22 protein-coding genes and 3 tRNA genes are annotated in these 23,566 nt (G+C 66.4%); 3 read left to right on the forward strand and 22 right to left on the reverse strand.

Annotation, left to right across the window (positions count from 1 at the left end; genetic code table 11):
• Nucleotides 1-34: 34 nt before the first annotated feature.
• The 10 genes from ABD225_RS17295 to ABD225_RS17340 all read right to left on the reverse strand — a co-directional run bounded on the left by ABD225_RS17295 (nt 35) and on the right by ABD225_RS17340 (nt 15,472).
• Nucleotides 35-985, reverse strand: a complete 951-nt coding sequence (locus tag ABD225_RS17295) for an AAA family ATPase (RefSeq protein ID WP_344088514.1) — start codon at nt 983-985, stop codon at nt 35-37.
• Between the two features lie 11 nt (nt 986-996).
• Nucleotides 997-4,398, reverse strand: coding sequence for a DUF499 family protein (locus ABD225_RS17300; RefSeq protein WP_344088517.1), 3,402 nt, complete (start codon nt 4,396-4,398; stop codon nt 997-999).
• Nucleotides 4,399-4,459: 61 nt separating this feature from the next.
• Entirely contained in the window at nt 4,460-5,578 is a 1,119-nt protein-coding gene (locus tag ABD225_RS17305; protein WP_425564492.1) for a PDDEXK nuclease domain-containing protein, read from the reverse strand.
• Nucleotides 5,579-5,581: 3 nt separating this feature from the next.
• Nucleotides 5,582-8,413, reverse strand: coding sequence for a DUF1156 domain-containing protein (locus tag ABD225_RS17310; RefSeq protein ID WP_344088520.1), 2,832 nt, complete (start codon nt 8,411-8,413; stop codon nt 5,582-5,584).
• Entirely contained in the window at nt 8,410-12,012 is a 3,603-nt protein-coding gene (locus tag ABD225_RS17315) for a helicase-related protein (protein ID WP_344088523.1), read from the reverse strand. Before ABD225_RS17315 ends, ABD225_RS17310 begins: the two co-directional genes overlap by 4 nt.
• An 89-nt stretch (nt 12,013-12,101) precedes the next feature.
• Complete coding sequence (locus ABD225_RS17320; RefSeq protein ID WP_047688041.1) at nt 12,102-12,302, reverse strand: helix-turn-helix domain-containing protein; 201 nt, start codon at nt 12,300-12,302, stop codon at nt 12,102-12,104.
• Between the two features lie 135 nt (nt 12,303-12,437).
• A complete protein-coding gene (locus tag ABD225_RS17325) occupies nt 12,438-13,571 on the reverse strand; it encodes an alpha/beta hydrolase (RefSeq protein WP_344088532.1) in 1,134 nt (377 codons plus the stop codon).
• On the reverse strand, nt 13,568-14,578 hold the full coding sequence (locus tag ABD225_RS17330) for an MAB_1171c family putative transporter (protein WP_344088535.1): 1,011 nt from the start codon (nt 14,576-14,578) through the stop codon (nt 13,568-13,570). The genes ABD225_RS17325 and ABD225_RS17330 overlap by 4 nt, the downstream gene beginning before the upstream one ends.
• On the reverse strand, nt 14,575-15,039 hold the full coding sequence (locus ABD225_RS17335) for a hypothetical protein (protein WP_344088538.1): 465 nt from the start codon (nt 15,037-15,039) through the stop codon (nt 14,575-14,577). Before ABD225_RS17335 ends, ABD225_RS17330 begins: the two co-directional genes overlap by 4 nt.
• 61 nt (nt 15,040-15,100) lie before the next feature.
• On the reverse strand, nt 15,101-15,472 hold the full coding sequence (locus ABD225_RS17340) for a hypothetical protein (RefSeq protein WP_344088541.1): 372 nt from the start codon (nt 15,470-15,472) through the stop codon (nt 15,101-15,103).
• Between the two features lie 63 nt (nt 15,473-15,535).
• Here ABD225_RS17340 and ABD225_RS17345 point away from each other — a divergent pair, with 63 nt between their 5' ends.
• Entirely contained in the window at nt 15,536-15,883 is a 348-nt protein-coding gene (locus ABD225_RS17345; RefSeq protein WP_344088544.1) for a hypothetical protein, read from the forward strand.
• Here ABD225_RS17345 and ABD225_RS17350 read toward each other — a convergent pair.
• From ABD225_RS17350 to ABD225_RS18795, 4 genes are all read right to left on the reverse strand, one after another.
• Nucleotides 15,876-15,951, reverse strand: a tRNA-His gene (locus ABD225_RS17350). The genes ABD225_RS17345 and ABD225_RS17350 overlap by 8 nt on opposite strands.
• Before the next feature lie 41 nt (nt 15,952-15,992).
• A tRNA-Lys gene (locus ABD225_RS17355) sits at nt 15,993-16,065 on the reverse strand.
• 105 nt (nt 16,066-16,170) lie between these two features.
• On the reverse strand, nt 16,171-16,761 hold the full coding sequence (locus ABD225_RS17360; protein WP_344088547.1) for a copper resistance CopC family protein: 591 nt from the start codon (nt 16,759-16,761) through the stop codon (nt 16,171-16,173).
• Nucleotides 16,701-17,129 (reverse strand): hypothetical protein, encoded by a 429-nt coding sequence (locus ABD225_RS18795; RefSeq protein ID WP_425564493.1) that lies wholly within the window; start codon nt 17,127-17,129, stop codon nt 16,701-16,703. Before ABD225_RS18795 ends, ABD225_RS17360 begins: the two co-directional genes overlap by 61 nt.
• 2 nt (nt 17,130-17,131) lie before the next feature.
• Between ABD225_RS18795 and ABD225_RS18800 the strand changes: the two genes are divergently transcribed.
• Nucleotides 17,132-17,353: a YbaK/EbsC family protein gene (locus ABD225_RS18800; protein ID WP_425564494.1), complete on the forward strand. Its 222-nt coding sequence runs from the start codon at nt 17,132-17,134 to the stop codon at nt 17,351-17,353.
• A gap of 19 nt (nt 17,354-17,372) precedes the next feature.
• Here ABD225_RS18800 and ABD225_RS17370 read toward each other — a convergent pair whose 3' ends face one another.
• From ABD225_RS17370 to bcp, 3 genes are read right to left on the reverse strand one after another with little or no spacing between them, the layout of a single operon-like run.
• Nucleotides 17,373-17,672 (reverse strand): GroES family chaperonin, encoded by a 300-nt coding sequence (locus ABD225_RS17370; RefSeq protein ID WP_344088574.1) that lies wholly within the window; start codon nt 17,670-17,672, stop codon nt 17,373-17,375.
• A gap of 53 nt (nt 17,673-17,725) precedes the next feature.
• The gene (locus ABD225_RS17375; RefSeq protein ID WP_344088550.1) at nt 17,726-17,986 is read right to left on the reverse strand and encodes a DUF3618 domain-containing protein; all 261 of its coding nucleotides are present in this window, start codon (nt 17,984-17,986) and stop codon (nt 17,726-17,728) included.
• A gap of 26 nt (nt 17,987-18,012) precedes the next feature.
• Complete coding sequence (gene bcp / locus ABD225_RS17380; RefSeq protein ID WP_344088553.1) at nt 18,013-18,483, reverse strand: thioredoxin-dependent thiol peroxidase; 471 nt, start codon at nt 18,481-18,483, stop codon at nt 18,013-18,015.
• A gap of 58 nt (nt 18,484-18,541) precedes the next feature.
• Here bcp and ABD225_RS17385 point away from each other — a divergent pair.
• Nucleotides 18,542-18,623: transfer RNA gene (locus tag ABD225_RS17385), tRNA-Leu, on the forward strand.
• A 22-nt stretch (nt 18,624-18,645) separates the two neighbouring features.
• Here the strand turns inward: ABD225_RS17385 and aroB are convergent.
• The 5 genes from aroB to mltG are packed head-to-tail and all read right to left on the reverse strand — an operon-like array spanning nt 18,646 to nt 23,497.
• Nucleotides 18,646-19,707: a 3-dehydroquinate synthase gene (gene aroB / locus ABD225_RS17390; RefSeq protein ID WP_344088556.1), complete on the reverse strand. Its 1,062-nt coding sequence runs from the start codon at nt 19,705-19,707 to the stop codon at nt 18,646-18,648.
• On the reverse strand, nt 19,704-20,225 hold the full coding sequence (locus tag ABD225_RS17395) for a shikimate kinase (RefSeq protein ID WP_425564495.1): 522 nt from the start codon (nt 20,223-20,225) through the stop codon (nt 19,704-19,706). The genes aroB and ABD225_RS17395 overlap by 4 nt, the downstream gene beginning before the upstream one ends.
• The gene (aroC, locus tag ABD225_RS17400) at nt 20,222-21,448 is read right to left on the reverse strand and encodes a chorismate synthase (protein ID WP_344088562.1); all 1,227 of its coding nucleotides are present in this window, start codon (nt 21,446-21,448) and stop codon (nt 20,222-20,224) included. Before aroC ends, ABD225_RS17395 begins: the two co-directional genes overlap by 4 nt.
• Before the next feature lie 19 nt (nt 21,449-21,467).
• The gene (locus ABD225_RS17405) at nt 21,468-22,328 is read right to left on the reverse strand and encodes a shikimate dehydrogenase (RefSeq protein WP_344088565.1); all 861 of its coding nucleotides are present in this window, start codon (nt 22,326-22,328) and stop codon (nt 21,468-21,470) included.
• A 23-nt stretch (nt 22,329-22,351) separates the two neighbouring features.
• Nucleotides 22,352-23,497, reverse strand: a complete 1,146-nt coding sequence (mltG, locus tag ABD225_RS17410; RefSeq protein WP_344088568.1) for an endolytic transglycosylase MltG — start codon at nt 23,495-23,497, stop codon at nt 22,352-22,354.
• Nucleotides 23,498-23,566 lie beyond the last annotated feature (69 nt).

A 23,566-nucleotide genomic window follows, 5' to 3' on the forward strand; every position in this document is an offset into this window, starting at 1 on the left:
CGCCATCAACGCCTAACGAACAACCTCGAAGGCATCACCCTCGTACACCACCAGCCCGGACTTGACCCTGGGCGAGCCTCTCCCGTGCGGCCTCGGCACGTTCATTGTCGCCCGCCGCAGACTCCGACCCTGCGCCGTCGTCTGTCTCTCCGCCGCTACCCGGCGGATCGTCAGGAATCGGCGTGCTTCCTGCATCCGGGATGCCAGCGAGAGTGACGGCGATGTGAAGCAGGTTCACGTAGCCCAGGCTCGACACCTGCAAGCGCCGGGCGGTCGCGCGGTCTGGAAGTAGCGCGACGAGCATCTCGAACACGCGGGCGAGGTACGTGTCATCGACGGTCTGCGTCCCGACAAATGCGTGATGCTCCTCGACTCCGCCGCTGATGATCCTGAGGTTCTCGGCGATGCGGTCCTCAACGTTCCCCACCAGTGGGTGGTTGGTGAGAGAGCTGAGCATCCCTTCGGCTTGGGCTCGCAACGATCGAAGCCCGCCGGTTTCGGGATGTCTACGTTCGTCGGCGCGGAGCAGTTCGAGGAGGATACGTGCGTCTCGCCGTGAGAGATCGTCGACCGGATTCCGCAGTGCCGGCAGGTGCACGAGCCGAATGCTGTCGTACTCGGCGGCCGGCTCGACGGGCCGCCCCGCGCGAACCTGACCGAGCGAGCGTTCGAGGGGACGGCCCCATCGCGGTGCTGCGAGTCCCTGTCGCTTTCGATACTGACCAAGTGCACCTTCGCGAGACGCATCGGCCTCGAACTCGTACTCGACGCGAACCGCCCGCGGCGTGGCGCCCAACGCGGTTGCATCGATAGGTGCGAGCCGGGGGAAGCTGCGCGGATGAGCCAGCGCGATCGCCTCGTTGATCGTCGTCTTCCCCGAGCCATTGGCACCGAGGATCAGAGAGAAACGTCCGCTCAGCTCACAGACGATCGGTGCGTTCGCAGACGCCCGGTATCCCTCGACTTCGATGCGTTTCAGATGCATGCGCTACCTGCTCAGCTCTTCTCGAAGCCGGAGCTGGGGTCGAACTTGAGGACGCGGGCGTTCTCGCCGATGGTGCGGACCTCGGACTCGTCGAAGCCGCCAGGCTTGGTGGCCTGGATGTCGATGGTGATGTCGAGCCGCGCGCCCGCGCCGGCGAGCCGGTCGATCACCTCGCGGGTCACGTTGCCGATGTCGCGGGCGTAACGGTCGGAGTCGATCTTCACCGATCCGAAGAACCGGGCGAGCACCGCCTCCAGCGCAGACTCGGCCTCGGACGGCTCATCGCCCTCGGCGGACGAACTGCCCGTCCACACGAAGTCAACCGGCCCAACGGCAGCAGAGTCGCCGTCGGTCGAGGCCGCGTTCATCGCAGCCTCACGTATTGCCGCGATCCGGTCAGCATCAGCCTGCTTCTGGGCGCGCTCGGTTTCGATGAGCAGGGTGCTGTCGGTGACCTGAATCCGTGTGTTCGGGTTCGGTGCCACGAGCAGGCTACGGTAGCGGCCAGTCTCGGCATCCTTGCCTGATGCGATAGCGAACCGTTCGTTGTCGACGAGCACTGCCGAGAGCGACTGTTCGATGGCACTGTCGAGCACCTCGCGTCGGACGAGCCGAGGCAAGTACGTGTAGCGGGTGAAGTAGCCCCACAACTCACCGACCGTGATCTCGCCGGCGTCACGCCAAAGCGCGCCGAGTTCGTGATGCAGAGTGGCGCCGAGAATCGGCGCGCCGAAGTCGGTGACGAGCTGATCCTCGCGCCCGAGCTTGGCGCTGACGCGCTCGGCCAGGGAACGCCCGCCGGAATCGGGCACTCTGTCGGCGACAAGTTCGAACGGCTTGGTCGGGTCGAACTGCTCGGGGTAGACCGCCCAGACGAAGGTGTCGCGGATGCGGTCGGAGACGGTCTGATCGAGCCGGGACACCCAGTCGTCGGTCTGCTTGCGCTGTTGCGCGGACAGGTTGAGGCTGTCGCTGGTGGCCTGAACTCGCTTCCAACCGAGATAGCTGCGGGTGGCGGCTTCGAGGCTCTCCAGCTCGCTCTTGTCGGCGAGCAGGAAGATCAGCGTGTTGCGGTGGATGCGCTGGCTGGCACCCTTGCTCTCGATAGCGTCACGAACCCACGCATGCGCGGCCGAGTCGGCGCCGTCCTGCTTGCGACGTGCGTGCCGCGGGTGCGCGATCACCAAGCGTGTGTCTTCAAGGTCGGGGATGTCGGCGGACGACGATGGCGCGATGTGGACCCGGTCGAACACACCGCGCACGCGCTCCTCTCCTTGGAGGCGGCGGGTGATCTCGTTCCACACCGTCTCGACATCCTCACGGAGCCGCTCGGCGTAGTCGTTCGCCGTCTTGGTGACCGACGGCTGGGTGTCGAACCAGTAGTGGCCCTGCTCCTCGTAGAAGTAGGTCGAGCGCTGCGCGAGCAGCTCGACGGCGCTTCCGAAGTTCCCGAGCGTGTCACCAGGGACCGCGGTGCCGAGCCAGAGGTACTGCTTGTCGAGCCCCTTGCGGGTGCTCTTGATCCGAGGTGCTGCGCCCATGAAGATCGTGCGTGCGATGCGCTGGGTGACGAAGCGCTGGCCGAGATTGGGGCGGTCGAGGTCGATCTGCTGCGCGGTCGAGCCGGGGCCGTCGATGTCGGAGTCGATGATCGGCTTCCACTGATCTTCGAGGTACTGCGTCAGGTCCGTGTTCACGGTCGTCGCATCCAGTGGCACGTTGCCGGGCAGGATCAGCGGCGAAGCGTCGTTCGATGCCCACAGTTCGTGCACGATCGAGGAGACGAGCTTCAGCACGCCGCGGGTGCGCTGGAACCGCTCCAGCGTCGACCAGTCCTCATACAGTCGATCCAGCAGTTCGGGGTGCAGCGGGTACGAGGCGCGGATGCGCTTCTCGTAGTCGTCGTTCGGGCTTGCGGCATCGCGCGGGAACAGCGCGGTGTTGTTGCGGTACAGATTCGTGAAGCTGCGCGCCACGGCGGAGATCGTGGTGAGTCCTTCGGCGTTCGGTGCCTGGAACAGTCGTCGGCGGACGATCTCGAACGACTCGTCCTTGCTCGACGGCCGCCACTGGTCGGCGACGCGGCGGATCACGTTCTGGAGCCGTTCGAGCGCGAGTTGGCCGTTCGCGCCACCGATCTCGATGTCGCTGCCGCGTCCGTCGGTGCCGGTGTCGGATGCCGGGATCGAGACCACGAGCATCACGCCCGGCACCGAGCGCACGATCTCGGTCAGCGACTGCGCGAAGGTGAACTGCGTCTCGAACGAACCGGACGGGAGTTCCTTGTCGGTGACGAGCTGGCGAGCGTAGGCCACCCACTCGTCGATCAGGATCAGGGACGGCGCGTAGCGCACGATCAGGGTGCGCAGCGCTTCACCAGGGTTGGTGCCAGCGCGGTCGTCCTCGGCGATCAGGTCGTAGGCTTCACGCCCGCCGAGCTGCCAGGCGAGTTCACCCCAGAGCGTGCGAACCTCGGTACCGTCGTCCTTGATGATCGGCGACCCGGCCTTCAGGTAGGTACCAACGAGGGCCACCCGTCGCACATCGAGCGCGCCGAGGTCGGGGTTGCCGTTCTCGGCGATGAGTTCCTGAAGCTCCTGCGGGAAGTCCTTGACCGGAGTACCGCTGAACAGGTGATATAGCGCCAGCATCGAGTGGGTCTTGCCGCCGCCGAAGTTGGTTTGCAGGTTCACCACGGGGCTCGCGCCGGCTTCGCCGTTGAGGCGTCGCAGCGCGCGTGACAGTAGGTCGCGCAATCCCTCGGTGAGGTAGGTGCGGGTGAAGAACTCGACCGGATCGCCGTACTCGGGGCTCGTCGCCTGGCCGGTGTGGACCAGGTGGAGGTCGGCCGCGAACTCCGATGCGGTGAACGCGCCGCGCGCCACGTCATCGTGGGGCCGGATGACCTCACGCCACGGGCGCAGCCCGGAGCCAGGTTCGAGCGACACCTTCGTGCGCTTCACCTGCTTGCGGGTCTGATCCTCGAACACCGTGCGCTGTAGATCGACGCGCAGCTTCCGTACGTCCTCTGCAGAATCGACCGCACCGACCGCGTGCAGCAGACGCTCAATCGTGTCGAGCGCACGCGATGCGTCATCGGAGCTGAAGGGCTCGTTGTGCGCCCACAGGTTCCGGGTCTCGCGCAGCTCGGATGCGAAGCCTTGCTGGGCGCGGGAGAGCACGTCCTTGAAGTGATAGCCCTGCTCGGTGATCGCGCGGAGCTGTACCTGAACATCGTGCTTGGTCAGTGTGCGCAGCGGCCCGCCCCGGCGCTGGGCATCCTCCTTCGCCCACGCGGCCGGCCAGTCAGCAGTCTTGTAGGCCCGCGTCATGACCTCATCGACTTCGTCCAGGAGCCCCTCGGAGAGCAGGTCGAAAGCCTTGCCCACTCGATCTCGGTTGTTCATCGCCATCGTTGTCTCCTAGAACCCACTACTTGCTGCCGACGAGGCTGCACCCAGCGCCGGCCAATCCCTACTCATCAATGTCTTCTTCCGCCGCTGCGGTGAGCTGCCTCCGGGCGATCCGCTCCTGCGCCTCGCGGTAGACCGCCTGGATGCGGGCTTGAAGCTCCGCCTTCGGAGGCAGGGTCGTCCAGTACTCGGCGACGACGATGCCGTCCTTGTGTAGTTCGAGCAGCTCGATCTGGTCACGGCTCGCCTCGGTGCACAGGATGAGGCCGATGGGCGGGTTCTCGTCTGCCTGGCGTTCGTGCCGGTCCAGCCACTTCAGATAGAAGTTCATCTGCCCCTGGTAGCTCGGCTTGAACTTCCCAACCTTCAACTCCACCGCGATCAGCCGACGCAGCGGGCGGGAGTAGAACAGCAGGTCGAGGTAGTAGTCGTCGCCATCGAACGTCATGCGCTTCTGGCGCTCGACGAACGCCCACCCGCGCCCGACCTCCAGCAGGAACGCCTCCATGTCGTGGACCAGGGCCGCTTCGAGGTCGCGCTCCAAGTAGGTGTCGGCCAGGCCCAGCATGTCCAGCAGCATCGGGTCGCGGAAGGCGTCGAGCGGGACCCCCGAGCCCTCGGGAATCTGGGAGTCGGCAATCTCGCGACGCTCGAACGCCTTGCGTTCGATGGCGTGCTGTAGCTCACGAACGCTGAGTCGGCGGTCGATGGTCTCCTTCACGTAGAACGCTCGCGCCTCCGCGTTCGCCAACGGCAGTAGCGCCTTGAAGTGGGTCCAGCTAACTTGTTGCCCCAGTGAGGCAACAAGTTCGGGCTCGGCGAACTGCTGAGAGAACCGCACCATCCGGTAGAGGTTGGTCCGGTCGAAGCCGCGTCCATACCTGGAAGTCAGTTGTTGCCCCAGCGAGGCAACAAGTTCCTGAGCGTGCCCCGCGCGGCCCTCACGCAGCACGGCCACGTCGATCATCCGCCCGATGTACCAGTTCCGGAGAGTGAGCGTCGCGTCCACCTGAGTGGCCGCGAACGCCTGCGCCTGGTCGATCAGAGCCGACACTTGCTCTACGAGTTCGCCGCCCTCGGCGCTGACCGACTCCGCGAAAGCCCGGAACGGAGTCAGGTCAGCGCCAGAGCGCCGCGCCGACGCGTCACCGCTCTGGGATTGATCTCGACTGCCCGGCAAGACCTAATCCTCGTCCTCGTCGAAGTCGAACTCCTGCTGAGACGAGCGCGGCGTCGAGGCGTACTCGCGCGCCTGCTCGTTCACGTCACCCCACGCGCTCACCAGACCGTTGAAGAGGATTGCGTCCTTCGTGTCCTTCTTCTTCTCCGCCTCATGGAACAGCAGGAACCCCAACTCCTTCACCGCATCCAGGTTCACGCGCGTCTGCACCGACGGCAGCAGCTCGGCCACCTTGTCGGCGCCATCCTTGGCCATCACAGCCGCGAGACGAACCGTCGCCTCCCAGACGCTCACCCGCTCGTCGGCTGCTGCATCCCAAGCTCCTTCGAGCTGGACAGGTGGGAGCAGGCGTGCCTTGCCGCCCTTCGCCTCGAAGATGCCACCGCGCTCAAGCGCGCCGATCGAGGTGTCCGAGGAGCGTGCGAGTTGATCCGCGATTCCTGAGTTCTCTTGGCCCCAGCCGTACTGCCGATACCACTTAACCGCGAACCGAGTGTCGGAATCGAAGTCCGACTCTTGCTCTCCGATGACCTCATCAAGAGTCGCGTTCACTAGCAGTAGTGCGTCTCGAACCGTCATGTCCGAGCCATCGGCCTCACGAACCCGGGAGTAGCGGGAGAACACAGAGATGCCTGGTCCGATAGCCGCCTGCGCAAGATCGACCGGTGCGATTGCACCTTGCATCAGCGTGCGCAGCGCCACGGGCAACTCTTGTTTGAGTGTCGCCACAAACGCTCGTCGGGTTGTCGCGGGTGCGTCGAGAGGTCGGGGGCGACAAGCGAGAACGATCGACGACGCGAGTGCGTTCTTCGCCTGGGACATCATCCGGCTGGACATCTCGCTGCGCATCGGCCAAGTAGCGGTGATCTCCCACCCCGCCTCAATCAGCCCACCTAGCAGCGTGTGCCAACCAGTAGAGCTCGTGCCTTCGCCGCTCGCATCCTGCTGTTTGTAGGCGTAATAAACGGTGAGTGGCACGCTGGAGTTGGCTCCTTCGCGGACTTTCGCGAAGACCGCGTTGAACCCATCGATGAAGAACCTCTCGGCTCCCGACTTGCCATCGTGGCGGTATGGGTTCGCGACCAGTTCCTCCATTTTTGGTGTCTGAAGCGTTGCGACAGCTCTTGGTTGTATGGTGCCAAGCGTTCGACGGAGCCAGACGTAGAAAAAGTCAGAAAGATCCGAGTAGCCGATGTTGTCGTAGTACGGCGGGTCGGTAGAGATTACGAATCCGGAGTATTGCCTTGCTGCGGCGTCGGCTTGCGTGGCGATTCCGGTGCCCGAGTGCGGAGACTTAGCGAGAGCTTTTGCTACCCACTCGACTTGGCCCAGGAAGTTCCCCGACGATGATGAGAACGGGTTGCTTTCCGTATAGTCCCAGGCCATCGGAATTGCTTGTCGACCGAAGACATTACGCATCTTCTCTCCAGTGTTGTGCCAGCTGCAGAGGTTCGAGGAGTAGTCAGTCGTGCGACTAACTCCCAGCGCGAGATATGTGGCAACGGCATCCGCGTACGCTTCCGCACCGGTACCCCCGTCCTCAAGACTTGGGCCAGGCATGAGCCCCGCGACAACAGCGTCTCGGAGCACACGCTCCCGTGCCTCCGCGACGAGGTCGCTCAGGGTGGTGAGCGCGACCAACTGGCGATTGGTGAACAAATCCGCCCACTCGGTCATCCCGTACGTCTGGGTCTTAATGTCGCGGGGATAGTAACCGATCTTTCCATCGGGCACGTTCTCTGGGCGCGCCACGGTCGCAGCTTCCGACTGAAGAGGCGAAGCAGATACGTAGAGGCGACTGCGAGGTGTCTCCGCAACAACCGCGATGAGTTGTGCGCCCATGCGTCCCGCGCGGCCTTCTTCGCGAATGTAGTTCAACGACATTGGGGTGCCGTCCCCGACAGCGAATCCTCCCTTGCGTCCCACAGTGCCATCTGCGTCCCCCTGGGGTCCGTGAGGATCATGCCGGACTTCATACTGGACGCTTCCGTTGACGACACTGGCATAGACCCACGCCTCCTTGCCCTTCTTCTTGCTGAGCCACCAAGACTTGACGAGAGGCACTTCGATCGGATTCGCTGGGTTGGGGCTTCTCACCGTCCTCGCCCATATCCAAGCGATTACGGTGTGTTCGGTGCCACCGGGTGCGACGACCTTCGGATACAAGTCGCCGATTCGTCTTTGGGCTTCATCGCGCATCCACTCTCCGTAGGCGCGAACATCTTCCGCCATTCCCTCTGCGAACTGCCAAGCGTTTCTGGTTCCTGCGGCCTTCGGAAAGACCGGTGCTCGGTCACGGAACTTGGGGGGAATCTCAATCAACGCCTTGTTGATTAGTACAGCCAGCGGGTTGAGATCGCTGGCATGCGCCTCAAGGCCGAGGCGCTGCGCTTCGAGCGGGATTGCTCCTCCGCCGGCGAAGGGATCAAGCACAGCGGGCAAGTCACCGTTGTTGCTCTTGCGAATCTCCTCGCGCGCCTGCCGCAGGAGGGCCTCGTCGTTGCTGTTCTCCCAGACAACGAGCTTCTCCAGCAACGCATGGAGTCGTGCGCGCTCAGCATCCTGAGCCTCGACAGTCGGGAACTCGTCAGGGCGTGATGACGGGTCATCGACGAGTTGAGCGAAGAGAACTGCGCGCGCTGCTGCGAGCGGCCGACGTGCCCAGTACAGGTGCAGTGTCGAGGGGTGCCCGTGCCTGATCGACTTCTCACGCGATGCCTCGGCGTTGATTGCTTCGAGTGGCAGCGAGACTTCGATGAGTTTCTTCTTGGGTGCGGTGGTCACGGGGCTTCCCTCGCTGGCGTCGGGCTGGTTACTGTCAGTGGTGTGGGTCATCGCGGTGGTCCTCCGCGTTCCCAGTAGTCGCGCCAGACCTCGTTATAGGAACGGGTGGTCGCGGACGGCTCCAGGTGGGTGAAGGCGTCGCTCACGTAGCGCAACCGGTCGTTGGCGGCACCACTGGTCGAGACCTCGACTAGGGCGAGCCGGTGCCGGTCGCCTTGGGTCTGGGCGAACGTGATCTCGTTCGTGGTGATGGTGAACGTGTCGGAGCCCTCGATGCGGCCCTTGACCTCGATGTAGTGAACGAAGCCGCTCTGATCGGTGGACTGGACGTCGTAGCCGGGGTTGTTGCGCGGCATCTCGACCGGTTCCCGTCCGAGTGCCCGCTCGGCGGCAAGCACCGCTTCGACCGCTCGCCGCTCGACTTCCTCGGTCTGGCGGGCAAACGTCTGCGCTTCAGGCTCGGCATCGCTCACGAGGAGTGCGCTGGGGACGATCAGCGCGGCGCCGCGGATGACCGCAGGTACGGCAACAAGGTTGGCGGCCTCATCGAGCTGTTCGAGCCGGTGGCTCAGCCGCTCATCGAGCTGCCGAGCACGCACGAGCGCGGTCTCCGCGCGGAGCCGGCCGACGGTGCCTCCTCGTTCGAGTGCTTCGAGTCGGTTGTGTTCTCGATCCCAGTGGTTGATCTCGGCCAGCAGGCGATCCTTCACCTGCGCACGGGTGCGCGCGGTCTCGATGTCGAGGCGGGTCCTGATCTCGTCCATGCGGGGCTGGAGCCCTTCACGGTAGGCCCAAGAGCGCACGAGCTTCTCGTGGTTCTGCCGCGCCCAGTCGCTGCCTGCGATCTCAGCCATGGCTTCGGTCTCGGTCGAGTCGGGGCGGTCGTAGTCGAGGTACGGAGGTGCTGCGGACACGGTGACGGTGCCGTCTTGTTCGAGGAGTGGGTAGTCGAAGTGGTGAGAGACGGTGTCGGCGTCGGCTGCGGTGTTCTCGATGCGCTGCTCGACGCTGAACATCAGCATCGGCGCATCTGTCTGCTTGCTCCGCCGATCGACCAGCACGGTGCCTTGCTTGAGGGTGGGGCCGAGGTCGTCGATGGTGGCCTCGATCACTGCGTGCAGCAGCGGGTGGCCCGGTGCGACGAGGGAGGCCTCGGCGAGCCCGTCGGGGTGCATGCGTGAGAGTTCGAAGGTGGTGCGCTCGTACTGTTCAGCGACGGGTGCCCATCGGTTGAGGCGACGTGCGGTGTCGATGACGCGGGCCGGGACACGGGTGATCTCATAGCGTCCGTTCTCTCGCTTGCGGATGCGCCCGCCGAGCCGTGTGAGCGCGGGGAGGAAGAAGGCTGCAATGTAGCCGGGCTGGAGGCGTCGCTCTCGGGCCTTCTCCATGCGTGCCCGGACTTCGTCGAGGTTGAGCGCGGAGAACATTTCGGGATGGAGCGCGCGCTCGGCGAGCATCTCGTCGAGGCCGTGGGAGACGCCGGCGTCGATGATCCGGTCGAGTTTGGCTTTGACCTGGGGCTGGTCGCCGTAGCGGATGGCCTCGATCAGCAGGTCACGCAGCGAACGCTCTTGGAAGGCGTCGGCGTCACCGAGCACGTTGAACAGGTTGCCGTTGTAGGCGATCGACATCTGCTCGATCTTCGCCAGCAGCCGGGTGAACACGTCGCCCTCGCGGGTGTCTCGGGCGACCATGTTCCACAGGTGGCAGACCTCGCGCTGGCCGATGCGGTGGATGCGGCCGAAGCGCTGCTCGATGCGGTTCGGGTTCCACGGCAGGTCGTAGTTCACCATCAGGTGCGCGCGTTGAAGGTTCAGGCCTTCGCCGGCGGCGTCCGTGGCGAGCAGGACCACGGTGTCGGGGTTGTGGGTGAAGCGTTCGCGGGCGAGCTTGCGGTCTTCGCGGCGGGTGCCACCGTGGATCGTGATGACCGAATCGGCGCGGCCGAACTGGGCGGTGATCTTGGCTTGCAGGTAGTCGAGGGTGTCGCGGTGCTCGGTGAAGATGATGATCTTGCGTGCATCGCCGGAGCCGTCGTGGGTCAGGAGCTGCTCGTCGAGGATGGTGCGCAGCTGCACCCACTTCTTGTCATCGTCTTGCAGCCGGACGCGCCGGGCGACTTTGATGAGGTCTTCGAGAATCGCGATCTCAGCCCGCAACTCAGGGATCGTCTGCGCGGCCGTGGCCAGATCGACGACCTGGTCTGCCTGTTCCTCGAACTGGGCGCGTTCCTCGTCGGTTGTCTCTTCGTCGAAGTCCTCGAAGTCATCGACCGAGAACGCGGGCAGCGCGTCGCTTCCGAAGTCGAGCGTGGTCTTGCCGGTGGTCCATTTGTCGATGTGCGAGGCGATGGAGGTACTGAAGCGTGCGTCGTCGGTGATGCGCTGCATGTCGCGCAGTTTCGTGTCGAGGCGCTGCTGGCGTCGTTCTAGAGAGCGCAGGATCGCTTCGGGGCTGGAGGCGAGGCGGCGTTGCAGCACGGTGAGGGCGAAACCGACGTTGTTGCCGCGCTTCTTGTCCCCGGCCTGGGCGATCCGCTCGGCGCGCCCCATCTCGGTGCGGACGTAGTCGGTGACCTGTTCGTAGAGGTCCCGCTCAGCCGGGCTCAACTCGTACTCGACGGTGTAGGCCTTGCGTTCGGGGAACAGCGGCTTGCCCTCGAACGTGAGCAGGTCTTCCTTCACCATGCGGCGCATCAGGCCGTCGGTGTCGGTGCGATGCACGCCTTGCCGGTACTGGCCCTCGAAGCGGTCGCGATCCAGCAGCGACATGAACAGCTGGAAGTCCTCTTCCTTGCCCGCGTGCGGGGTTGCGGTCATCAGCAGGAAGTTGTGCGCGGTCTCCGACAGCAGGCGTCCGAGTTTGAAGCGCTTGGTCTCATCGACCTCGCCCGCCCAGGAGGAGTAGTGGGCGGACATGCGGTGGGCCTCGTCAACGACGGCGACATCCCAGGTGACCTCGCCAAGCTGCTCGGTCAGGTCTTCGCTGCGGGAGAGCTGGTCCATGCGGGCGATCAGGAACGGGTGCTCTGCGAAGACGTTGCGGCCCTGGGCGTCATCGACCATCTGGCGGCTGAAGATTTCGAAGCGCAGGTCGAACTTCTGGCTGAGTTCCTCGCGCCACTGCTCCACGAGCCCGCCGGGCGCGACGATGATGGCGCGCTCGCAGTCCGAGCGCAGGATCAGCTCCTTCAGGTACAGCCCGGCCATGATCGTCTTGCCCGCGCCGGGGTCGTCGGCCAGCAGGAACCGCAGTGGGATACGCGGCAGCAGTTCCTCGTAGACGGCGCGAATCTGGTGCGGCAGGGGGTCAACGTCTGAACTGTTGACCGCGACCATCGGGTCGTACAGCGCCGCGTACTTGATCCGCAGCGCCTCGGCGGCGAGCCGGAACTCGTCCGGGTCGGCATCGTAGGCGGGAGCGGAGTCGAAGTCGCCAGCGACCTCGAAGCGTGCCGCGTCGGCGTCGGTGATCGCGCGTGCGCCGCTGCGACCGGAGTCATCACGGTAGAAGACCTCGAAGAGCTCGGCGTCGATGGGATCGATGGCGATCAGGGTGACCGTCTGCCCGGGCACTAGTCCGCGGAGGCGTTGGCCCGCGCGAAGCGTCGCGAGCGTCAGTGTCGTATCGGTCGTCGCTTCTGTCACGAGGTGCCTCCTTCCGGTTTTGGGCAGTGGATCAGGATATGGGGTGCCACCGACAAAGTGTCAGCGGCGGCTCGGTGTGAGCGAGGCGCTCACCCTGGCGGGGAGGGTTCGGAGTCGGCGGCGGCTCCACCTCGTCGCACCCAGTCGTCGATCTCGCTGGCTTGGAACTTCCAGAGCCGTCCGACCTTGTGGGCGGGCATGGCCTTCTCGGCGATCCAGGTGTAGACGGTGTCTTTGGTGACCCCGAGGTGGGCGGCGATGTCGTCTGCGGACAGCCACGGCTCAGCCACGTTGGTCCTCCCTCGCTCTAAGGCCCCGGGCAGGCCAACACTCACGATGATACCGGCGGAGGTACGGCTTGAGTGGGGTTTCTCCGGGCGTGGCCGAACGAGATGGGTGCGGAGAGCGGGCCTCCGCTCGGCCGATCAGCGCGGGGCACGCGCCTTGAGCCATGTGGTCACCGCTTGCCGCCACCGGTCGGGGTCGGTGTTCCAGCAGAGGGTGTGGCCGGCGTCGAAGGTCGCCAGCTCGACGAGGTCGGGACGGGCGTCTAGTAGTGCTCGTGAGAGCCGGATCGGCACAGAGTCGTCTCGGGTGCCGTGGAGGATCAGAGTCGGCGTGGCGAGGTCGGCGGTCCGTGCGGTCCAGTCGAATGACCGAAGCGGGATGCGGCCCGGCAAACCTGCAATGCGAGCCAGCGGGCCGATGGTGAGCCACGGGATCGCGAGGTGCCCGGCTGCGGCGGGCAGTCCGCTGTGGGCGCAGTTGGCCTTGATGACTTCGGTCCAGTTGAGGACTGGTGAGTCGAGGACGAGCGCGGCGATCAGCCCTTCGTGTCGAGGCCGGTCGGCGAGCTGGAGGGCGATGGCGGCTCCCATCGACCAGCCGAAGAGCACGATTCGTTGGGCTCCTCGTCGGACGGCGTATCCGACGGCCTCGTCAACGTCCGCGGTCTCGGTGTGGCCGAGGGTTGATCGGCCGGTGCCAACGCGTGGCCCTTCTACTGTGTTGCGGTAGCTGACGACCAGTGAGGTGTGGCCGAGCTCGGTTGCGGCGCGGACGCCGCGGAATGTGCCGGCGTGGGTGCTGCCGAGGCCGTGGATGTGGATCGCCCAGGTCGAAGGGTCGCCGTCGATGCGCCAGGCCGGGCACGATCCTGCCGGGGTGGTGATGGTGATGTCGCGTGCGTCGAGCCCGGCATAGGCTGGGGTTGCGAAGTAGATGCCGCTCCATGAGGCACGGTCGCCGTCCTTCGGTGTGAGGCCAGGTGCAGTGCCTGTGATCCTGCGGGCGACGCGGGTGGGTCCGCGATCGATGACCTCGGTGGAGAGTTGCGCCCAGCCGCCGTGCTCGAACCAGAGGTTGTAGATGCCGGGTGCGGTGGTCTGCTCGGTGCGGTTGACCACGATCAGGTCGTCGTCGTCGTACTCGACTCCTCGGATGGTGAGGTCGAACGTTCGTGGGCCGACGGGTGCGGTGACCCGCCGCGCGATGCTCCACCCGGCCACGGCAGCCGCTGCCGTGGCGATCCCGCCACCGAGGGCGATGCGGCCGATCACGATTCCCGACCCTCGACGTTCCGAACGTGCAACGGCGTCGCGACGGCGGTGTCGTTTCCGACGAGGTGACTCTCGGCGCGTTCGAGCAGGGAGCGGTCGTCGGTGCTGGTGGCGAAGGTGATTCGTGGGTCGATCATCGCGTCGCGGATTTCGACGATCACTCGGTGCAGGTGCCCTTCGGGGTCTTCGCTGTTGGCGGCGAGGGGGTCGGCCTGGCTCAGCCCGGGCCGTGCGAGCGTCGCCCGGAGCCAGAGTGGCTCCAACTGCGCCGTGAACGAGATCGTGTGCCGACGCCGGGAGCGGTGCTGGGCGCGGCGGACGGCCGGCTGGACCGCGAACCCAGCGCAGAGGAACAGGAAGGTGAGGACGGAAAGCGGATCATAGGCGGCCTGGATGGCGTGCATGAGGTGGAGGTGGCCGGTTGCGTGGGCGGTGTCCAGGACGATCACGGCAAGGCAGAGCGCGACGCCAAACGCTGATCCCAGACTCAACAGTGCGGCGGGCAGGCGCTGAATGCCGGCGCTGTCGCGATACTGCCGTGTGGCGAGGACGAGCATCGTCGCGATGACAAGTGCCCCGTAGCTGAAGTTGATGATCGAGTAGACCGCTGCTGCTGGTTGCGCGCCGAGATCACTCATGAATCGTGTCGTGGTGGTGCCGCGATGGATGAACAGGAATGCTGCCGTGATCGCGAGTAGCGCGACGAGCAGGACGGGCGCGCTGACGGCGGCGCGGACGAGCCTGGGCCGGTACTTGCCGGACTTCATGACGCCGCGTCCGAGGAAGAACAGCCCAGTCATTAGCAGGGCGTCCGCGATCAGCGTCGCGATGTTCGTGCCGCCGAGGAGCGGATCGACGACCGTGTAGATTCCATCGACGTTCAAGGTCATCGCGATGGCGATGGTGAAGGCGGCGCGGGTGATACTTCTGTCGGTGCGTTTGCGGCGGAAGATAAGCAGGCTCGCCACGAGCGCCCACATGAGCGTAGCGACGAGCATCTGGATCATCCGAATATCTCCGAGAAGGCCGACTCTGCGAACACTGATCCTCGGATGCCGGCGGCGAGCTTGTCGGCGAGGGACTCGGCTGCGATCTCAGTTTCGCTGTCAAGGTCTTGCCGCCGGAGCAGGCGTCCACGGGTGTACGGCGGGATATTGGGCAGCTGCGCCTCGTCGACGGTGCAGTCATCGCCTTCGCAATGGCCGAGGATCATGTGGGCGAGTTCGTGGAGGATGAACTGCTGTCTGTGGAGTGTCGAGTCAGTGTGGGCGTGGAGCACGAGGTCGTCGGTATCGGTTGCCAGCCAGAGCGCACAGAGGCCGTCGTGGGTATCAAGATCAGCCAGCTCAATGACCCGAAGTCTGCGGTGCCGCTGGTCCTGGACAGAGCGGAGGAGCTCGTCGAAGGTGAAGGTACCACCGAGCCGAAGGCCCGCCACGGCCGCCGATACGGTCTGTTCGGTATTCACGGTTCGCCCCTCTCAGTGGGGAGCAGCGACCGGTATCGGCTTCGCCTTGCGCGACACCCGGTCAGTGCTCAGGCGTTGGTGTCATTTCCTCATCCAGAAACTTAGTGATGGCGTGGAGTGCTTTCGGCGAGATGTCGCCGAGAGTGCGGGCTGCGTAAGACTTGACCTTCGCGGCACGCATGGACCGAACGAGATCAAGTTGCGCAGAGACCTTCTCGGGAGTGGCCGCACCGTCTTCGCCGAGGAGGAAGGCGGCGTCCACGTCGAAGAACGCGGCGAGCCCCTCGAAGACGGCGGGGTCTTGGACGTAGCGGTGGCCGTTGACCATGTATGTCCAGCGCGACCGCGACAGGTTGGTGCCTCGTTCATGGAGGTAGCCGGCGATCTGCGAGTAGGTCGGTTCCGTGCCGGACTCGGCAACGGCGACGTCCATCAGGAGCCGTAGACGTTTGGCGAGGTCTTCGGCCGCAAGGAGCAGAACCGGATCACCGCGTCGTTGGAGACGATCGAGCACCGGATCAGCGCGCACCACGGCCACTACGCCGCTGCGCGAGAGAACCTCGACGACTCCCTGAAACTGCTGTCGAACGCCGCCGACATCTACGAGCACGCCGACGACGCGAACCGGCGTCTCATCAATCAGGCGCTGTTCAAGGCGATCTACATCGACGAGGACAACGACGTGCGCGTCGGCTACCGCAACCCGTACGACGGGCTGAGCCTGTCCGGCCTCCATGCCGACGCCCTGAGCTGGGCCGCCGAGGCGAAGAAGATGGGCCAGGCGGGAACCGCGACCAAGGGCGGACCCTTGGTCGCAAGTTCACACCTGACCCGTTTGGGGTGAGCGACGGGGCTCGAACCCGCGACATCCTGGACCACAACCAGGTGCTCTACCTGCTGAGCTACGCCCACCATGCGTGTGGCCGGCGGCGACGCCGGTTCGACTGGTTTAGTGCGCCATCAGGGACTCGAACCCCGAACCCGCTGATTAAGAGTCAGCTGCTCTGCCAATTGAGCTAATGGCGCGCGAGGAAGAACGTTAGCACCGTCGGGGCACAGTCACGAAATCGCTTATGCCGGCCCACGTCCGGGCTCTGCGAGCGCTCGGGCGCGACGTCAGCGGTGGCGGGCCTAATCGGCGCCGCGGCGGCCGCGCAGGCCCCAGCCGAGGCCGGCGATCAGCAGCACGCCGAGACCGACGACCAGGGCCATCCCAGCCCCACCCGAGCCGTCGTCCTCCGTCGTGGCCGACGTGGTGGTCGCGCTCGTGGTCATGGTCGCCTCCGGGGTTGTCGAGGTCGTCGTGGACGTGGTGCTGCTCGTGGCCGACGACGAGGAGCTGCTGCTCGCCGTCGAGGTCGCCTTCTCGGTCACGGTGAAGCTGATGGCGTCGCTGATCGGGTGCCCGTCGGCGCTGACCACTTTGTAGGTGACCGTGTACGCCCCCGGGTGCAGTTGCCCGAGCGGCTGCGTCAGCGTGGCGCCATCGGCCACCGGCTTGCCGTCCGTCATCGGCAGGCCCTCGCCGTCGGTCACTGTGACCTGGCTCAGACCCGCCTGGATCTCCTCGGAGAAGGTCAGCACGACCTCCGTCGGCGCCTGATCCAGCTTTTCGCCCGCCGCCGGGGAGGATGAAATCAGTTGCGAGTGAGCGCTCGCGGTCAGCGGCAGGCCGAGGACAGCGAGGGCGAGAGTGAGCAGGACAGGGAGAAGGCGACGCACCCGCCCATTGTGCCTTCCGAGATAGGTTCGGCCGTATGCCGTTGCCCGCCCTCCCCGGTCGCTCCGACTCCCTTCCCCCACTGGACCACCCGGACCTCCTGGCGCCGGCCACGCTCGACTGCCTGCGGCGCCACCCGGGCCTGGATGGCCGGATCGCGGTGATCGACATCGACCCCGACCTCGCGGACACCGAGGCGCTGATGGCGGCCTACGGCATACCGCCCGAAGGCAGCGGCAACTGCGTGGTCATCTCCGGCTCGCGCGCCGGCGAGGAGCGGATCGCGGCCTGCGTGGTCGGCGCGGACACCCGAGCCGATGTCAACAACCTCGCCAAGCGCCGGCTCGATGTGCGCAAGGCGTCCTTCCACCCGTGGATCGCGCGGTCGGCGAGAGCGGGATGGAGTATGGCGGCATCACCCCCGTCGGGCTGCCCGATGGCTGGCGGATCTTCATCGACGAGCGGCTGCTCGCGCAGGAGGTTGTCGTCATCGGCAGCGGCCTTCGGCGCAGCAAACTCTTGGTGACCGGCTCGGCCCTGGCGGACCTGCCGGGCGCGGAGATCGTCGAGGGACTCGGCATACCCATCGCCTGAGCGCGGGCGGCCCGTGAGGTCAGAGGTAGAGGCCGGTATGCCCCTCGCCCTGCACTCGGCGGGCGGCGATGGCGTGCAGGTCGCGCTCGCGCAGCAGGATGTAGGCCTTGGCCCCGAGTTCGACCTCGGCGCGCTCCTCGGGGTCGAAGAGCACCCGGTCCCCGATCTCGACCTGCCGGGCGCTCGGGCCGGTCGCGACCACCTCGGCCCACGCGAGACGGCGGCCGACACTCGCGGTGGCCGGGATGAGAATGCCTCCGCCAGAACGGCGTTCGCCATGCTCGCCCTCGACAGAGACGAGCAGCCGGTCGTGGAGCATCTTGATCGGCAGCCCCTCGGCGCCCTCCCCGGTCCGGTTCTTGGCCACCGTGGTCAGTGCCCGCGGCGGCGCAACATGCACCGCACGACAAGCAGCACCGCGACGGCCGCCGCAACGGCCGCGAGCCGCTCGGTGCGCAGATCGCCCTGCGGCGTGGTCGTCGCCGCGGCGAAGCGCTGCTTGGCCGCCTCGCCTTGACGCTGCATCAACGCCTTCGGTGCCGCGCGGGTCGTCAGCTCATCGATCGTCCCGGCCAGGCGCTCCCGGCTCGCGGCGATCTCGGCACGCAACTGCTCGACAGACTTCTCACTCATGGGTTCTCCTTGGTCTGCCCGGCGCGCTACGAATCCAGCCCGAGGTCGCGCCGCAGTTTAGCGACATGTCCCGTGGCCTTGACGTTGTACCACGCGTGCGTCAGCGTGCCCGCCTCGTCCACGACGAAAGTGGACCGGATGACGCCCTGGACGACCTTGCCGTAGTTCTTCTTCTCCCCGAACGCGCCATATGCCGTGAGCATCTCCTTCTCCGGATCGCTGAGCAGCACGATGCCCAGGCCGTCCTTTTCACGGAACTTTGCGAGCGCCGAGGGGCTGTCCGGCGAAATGCCGATGACGTCATACCCCTCCCCGCGCAGCCGGTCCAGAGACTCGGTGAAATCGCAGGCCTGGGTGGTGCAGCCGGGCGTCATGGCCTTGGGGTAGACGTAGACGATCGTCTTGCGGCCGCGGAAGTCGTGCAGGCTGACCTGCTTGCCCGTGTGGTCGGTCAAGGTGAAATCGGGTGCAGGCGTGCCGGGTTCGAGCCTCGTCATACGCCCAACCTATCCGACGTGGGCGCACCGCAGTCTCTGCCTTAGAGTTGTCGCTCGCGCGCGAGTGGCGGAATTGGCAGACGCGCCAGATTTAGGTTCTGGTGCCTTCGGGTGTGCGGGTTCAAGTCCCGCCTCGCGCACATCGGTCATCCCTGACAGGGCTCAGGCCAAGGCGGCGTATGCCGCCCGCAGCAGATCCTCGCTCGGCCCCACCAGTCGGGTCGGCGCGGCCAGTCCCTCCAAGACGACGAATCGCAAGGTCGAGCCGCGGGTCTTCTTGTCCCGACCCATCGCGACCAGCAGGTCATCGAGGGGGGCATCGGCATACCTCGTGGGCAGGCCAGCGGCGGTGAGGATGTCGCGATGTCGTTGCAGGAGAGCCGCATCGATGAGGCCGGAGCGGTGGGCGAGTTCGGCGGCGAAGACCATCCCGATGGCCACCGCCTCCCCGTGGCGCATGGTGTATGCCGAGTGCTGCTCGATCGCGTGCCCGAGCGTATGTCCGTAGTTGAGGATCTCCCGCAAGCCCGCCTCGCGCAGGTCGGCGCTGACGACGCGGCCTTTCATCGCGACGGCGCGCTCGATGAGTTCCAGCGTGTGCGGTCCGACCTGGCGCGCCGCTGCGGGATCGGTTTCGAGGATCTCCAGGATGCGCGGGTCGTCGATGAAACCGGCCTTGATCACCTCCGCCATACCCGCCGCGAAGTCCGCCCCGGGCAGGCCGGCGAGCACGTCGAGATCGCAGATCACCCCGAGCGGCTCGTGGAAGGCGCCGACGAGATTCTTGCCCTCGGCGGTGTTGATGCCCGTCTTGCCGCCGACGGCCGCGTCGACCATGGCGAGCACGGTGGTCGGCACATTGATGAAGCCGACGCCGCGCAGCCACGCCGCCGCCACCCAGCCGGCGAGGTCGGTGACCGTGCCGCCCCCGACGCCGACGACGACATCGGTGCGCGTGAAGGATTCGCTCCCGAGCAGCCCCCACAGGCCAGCCGCGACCTCAATCGTTTTGGCTGCCTCGGCATCCGGTACGAGACCATCGACAACGCGAACACCCTTGGCTTGCAAAGATTCCCGGACGACCGAGACCACCGCCGGCAGCCGTCCGGTGTGCACCACCAGGGCCCGCGTGGCGGCGGGCGGCACGAGGTCGCCGACCGAGTCCAGCAGGTCGTGCCCGATGAGCACGTCGTATGCCGTGCCCACCCGCACCCGGACGGTCACGTCGCGCTCCCGGTGGCCCCGGCGAGCAGCGCCGTGATCTCGGTGGCGATCGCGTCCACCGTCCGGCCCGCAGTGTCGACCCGATGGGTGGCCAGCCGCTCGTAGGTCGGGCGGCGGGTGTTCATCAGAGCGACCCAGCTGGCCCGCGGGTTCACCGAGAGCAGCGGTCGGCTCTGATCGAAGCCCACGCGCTTGGCCGCGTCGGCGATCCCCACGTCGAGGAAGACTACGGAATGGCCGGCCAGCGCGTCTTGCACCTCGGGGTCCATCGCGGCGCCGCCGCCGAGGGCCAGCACTCCCCCGTGCTTGCCGAGCGTCTCCAGGACCACCGTCCGCTCGACGTCGCGGAAGTAGGGCTCACCGGAGTCGACGAAGATGTCCGAAATCACCCGGCCTTCGCGGCGCTCGATGATCGCGTCGGTGTCGTCAAAGGGGACCTCAAGAAGCGCGGCCAGGCGCCGCCCAACAGTCGACTTGCCAGCCCCCGGCGGCCCGATGAGGATGGCGACCGGGGTCACCACGAGCGCATCTCCGCAGGAATGGCCGCGAGATAGGACTCGAAATTCCGGCGGGTCTCGGCCACCGAATCGCCGCCGAACTTCTCCAGGCAGGCCTCGGCCAGCACCAGCGCGACCATCGCCTCGGCGACGACACCGGCGGCGGGCACCGCGCAGACATCGGAGCGCTGGTGGATGGCCTTTGCTTCCGCATCAGGGTCAGCGATGTCGACGGTGTCGAGCGAGCGCGGCACGGTCGAGATCGGCTTCATCGCCGCGCGGACGCGCAGCAGCCCGCCACTCGACATACCCCCCTCCGTGCCGCCGGCGCGGCCGGTGCGGCGCCGGATCACGCCCTCGGCATCGCGCTCCATCTCGTCATGCGCCTGCGAGCCGCGGCGGCGGGTCGTCTCGAAGCCGTCTCCGACCTCGACGCCCTTGATCGCCTGGATCGACATCAGCGCGGCGCCAAGGCGCGCATCAAGCCGGCGATCCCAGTGCACGTGCGAGCCGAGGCCCGGCGGCACGTCATACGCGACGACCTCGACGATCCCGCCGAGGGTGTCGCCATCCTTCTTCGCCGCCTCGACCTCGGCGATCATCGCGACGGAACCAGCCGCGTCGAGCGTGCGCACCGGGTCGGCGTCCAGCGCCTCGACGTCGTCAGGGGTCGGCAGGGCCGCCTCCGGGCCGACCGAGGCCGTCCCGATCGAGATCGTGTGGCTCACGAGGCGGATGCCGTATGCCTGAGCCAACAGCCGCGCGGCCACCTCGCCGAGCGCGACCCGCGCCGCCGTCTCGCGGGCCGAGGCGCGCTCGAGGATCGGCCGGGCGTCCTCGAAACCGTACTTCTGCATACCGACGAGGTCGGCGTGGCCGGGGCGGGGCCGGGTCAGGGGGCGATTGCGGCCGATTTCCTGGGGCGCGTTGATGTCATCGGACGCGGCATAGGCATCGTCGGAGACCGGGTCTGCGGACATCACGGTCTGCCACTTCGGCCACTCGCTATTGCCGATCATGATCGCCAGCGGCGAGCCCAGGCTGGAGCCGTGCCGCACCCCGCCGAGGAAGGTCACGGCATCCTGCTCGAAGGCCATCCGAGCGCCCCGGCCGAACCCGAGCCGACGCCGCGCGAGCGCGGCACCGACGGCGGCCGTCGTCACCTCGACACCGGCCGGCAGCCCCTCGATCGTCGCGACCAGAGCCTGGCCATGGGACTCGCCCGCGGTCAACCAACGCAACATGCCCGAAATCCTCGCACGCTCAGCGCGCGGCGACGGCGGCATGTCCAGCCTCCATCAGATCGCGCCAGTCGGGTCGGCGGCCGGTCATCAACTCGACCTGCTCGACGGCCTGGTGGACGAGCATGTCGAGGCCGCTGACGACGGTGGCGCCGGCCGCGTGCGAGGCGCTGGCAAGGGGGGTGGGCCAATCGGCATACACCACATCGAGCATGCGGACGCCGGAAAGGTTGGTCAGGTGCCGGGCGAGGATCTCCGCGGCCACAGCTCCCCCAGCAGCCGGGACGGTCGAGACGATGAAGCCGGCCTTCGACTCCTGCCAGTAGTCCAAATCTCTCACCGTCAACTCCAGGTTGAGCCGATCCGCGAGCGCGGAGAGAGATGCCAGGGCCTTGGTGGGGTTGCGGGCGGCGGCGGTGACGCGCACGCAGCCGAGTTCGGCAAGCGCGATCATCGCCGACCGAGCGGTGGCGCCGGCGCCGACGATCAGGCCGGTGCGCCGCGAGCGTCGATGGACCAGATCGAGGTCGCGCAGGTCGTCGGGCAGCGCCGCCTTCAAGGCGGCGACGATCCCGGCGATATCGGTGTTGTCCGCGGCCCAGCCGGTCGGCGTCCGCACCAGGGTGTTGATCGCCCCGGCGAGCCGCGCACGATCGCTGACCGTTTCGGCAACCTCGAAGGCAACCTCTTTCAGCGGCATCGTCAGCGATAGTCCGCGAACCTCCGGCCCGAGGCCTGCCACGAAGGAGACGAAAGCCGCCTCGTCGACTTCGGCCGCGTCATACCTCCAATCGCTCAGCCCCAAAGCGGCATAGGCCGCCCGGTGCAGCACCGGAGAGAGCGAGTGCGCGATCGGTGCACCGAGAACCAGGGCCGTAGGCATGAGGGAAGGTCAAGGGTGAGACGTCAGCACTTCGCCTTGGGGTTGTCGGCGCACCATGCCTCGAACTCCTTGCTGTCCTCAAGGAATTGGGCATATGTCTCGGAGAACTTCGTCTCCCCCGTGTCCGGGTTCACCGTGACAAAATAGAGCCAGTCGCCCTTGGCGGGTTTGACTGCCGCATCCAGGGAGTCCTTGCCGGGGTTTGAAATCGGTCCCGGGGGCAAGCCCTTGTGGACGCGGGTGTTGTAGGGATTCGATTCGTCCTCGAGCTCCTGGATGGTCGGCGCGACCGCACGACGCTTGGCGCCATACGAGACAGTAGCGTCGGACTGAAGCATCCCCACCGTCTCGGCCGTGGGGTTCTCCAGACGGTTCCAGAAGACCCGCGAGACCTTGCGCCGGTCGTTGCTCGACCCGGCCTCGGCCTCGATGATCGAGGCCATGATCATCGTCTCTTCCCACTTGTCCTCGGGGATCTTCTCGGCCTTCATGACCTTGACCGCCTGATCGACCAGCGTCTTCAACTGCTCGGCGGCAGTGGCCTTGGGGCCGAACTCATAGGTCGACGGGAAGAGCCAGCCCTCCACCTTGCCCTTGGCTGCGGCCGGCAGGCCAAGCGCTTCAACATCCTTCGCAGCCGCGGTGTAGTCCTTGAGGGGCACCCCGGTCCCCTTCGAAAGCCGCTCGAAAATCTCGCTCGCCCACAAGCCCTCAGGGATTGTCACACGCTTGACCGAGCGGTTCTTCGGGTCCGCGATCAGGGCCAGCGCGTCGGCGGCCTTCATGCCCTTGAGCATCGTGTAGGTCCCCGGCTGGACCTTCTTGGCCAGATCGGAATTGTCGCTGGATGCGCTGACGAAGGCGCTCGAGGTCTTGATGACCCCAGCGCGCACCAGCGTCGCGGCGATCGCGCGCCCGGTGTCGCCGTCCTTGATGACCACGTCGACCGACCCGGAGCCGGGGCCGGGATAGTCATCGGTGGCCACAAAGTCGCTGATCGTCGGTGCGGCGACCTTCCACACGGCATACCCACCCCCGAGCACGACGGCGAGGGAGAGGAAGAGCGCGAAGAGGTTGGGCACGAAGCGGTGCCGCGGCGGCTCGCCGGACGGCAAACCCGTTTTCGGGTTGGCGCCGCCGAAGATCTCCTGATCCAGTCGCTGCGTCACTTAGGGAACCGCTGATCAACGGGCGATTCGTGGTCGGGCGGGCGAGGGATGTCGTGGGGGCGTCGGAAT

It is taken from the genome of Nostocoides veronense (assembly GCF_039531185.1).
GTDB lineage: Bacteria > Actinomycetota > Actinomycetes > Actinomycetales > Dermatophilaceae > Nostocoides_A > Nostocoides_A veronense.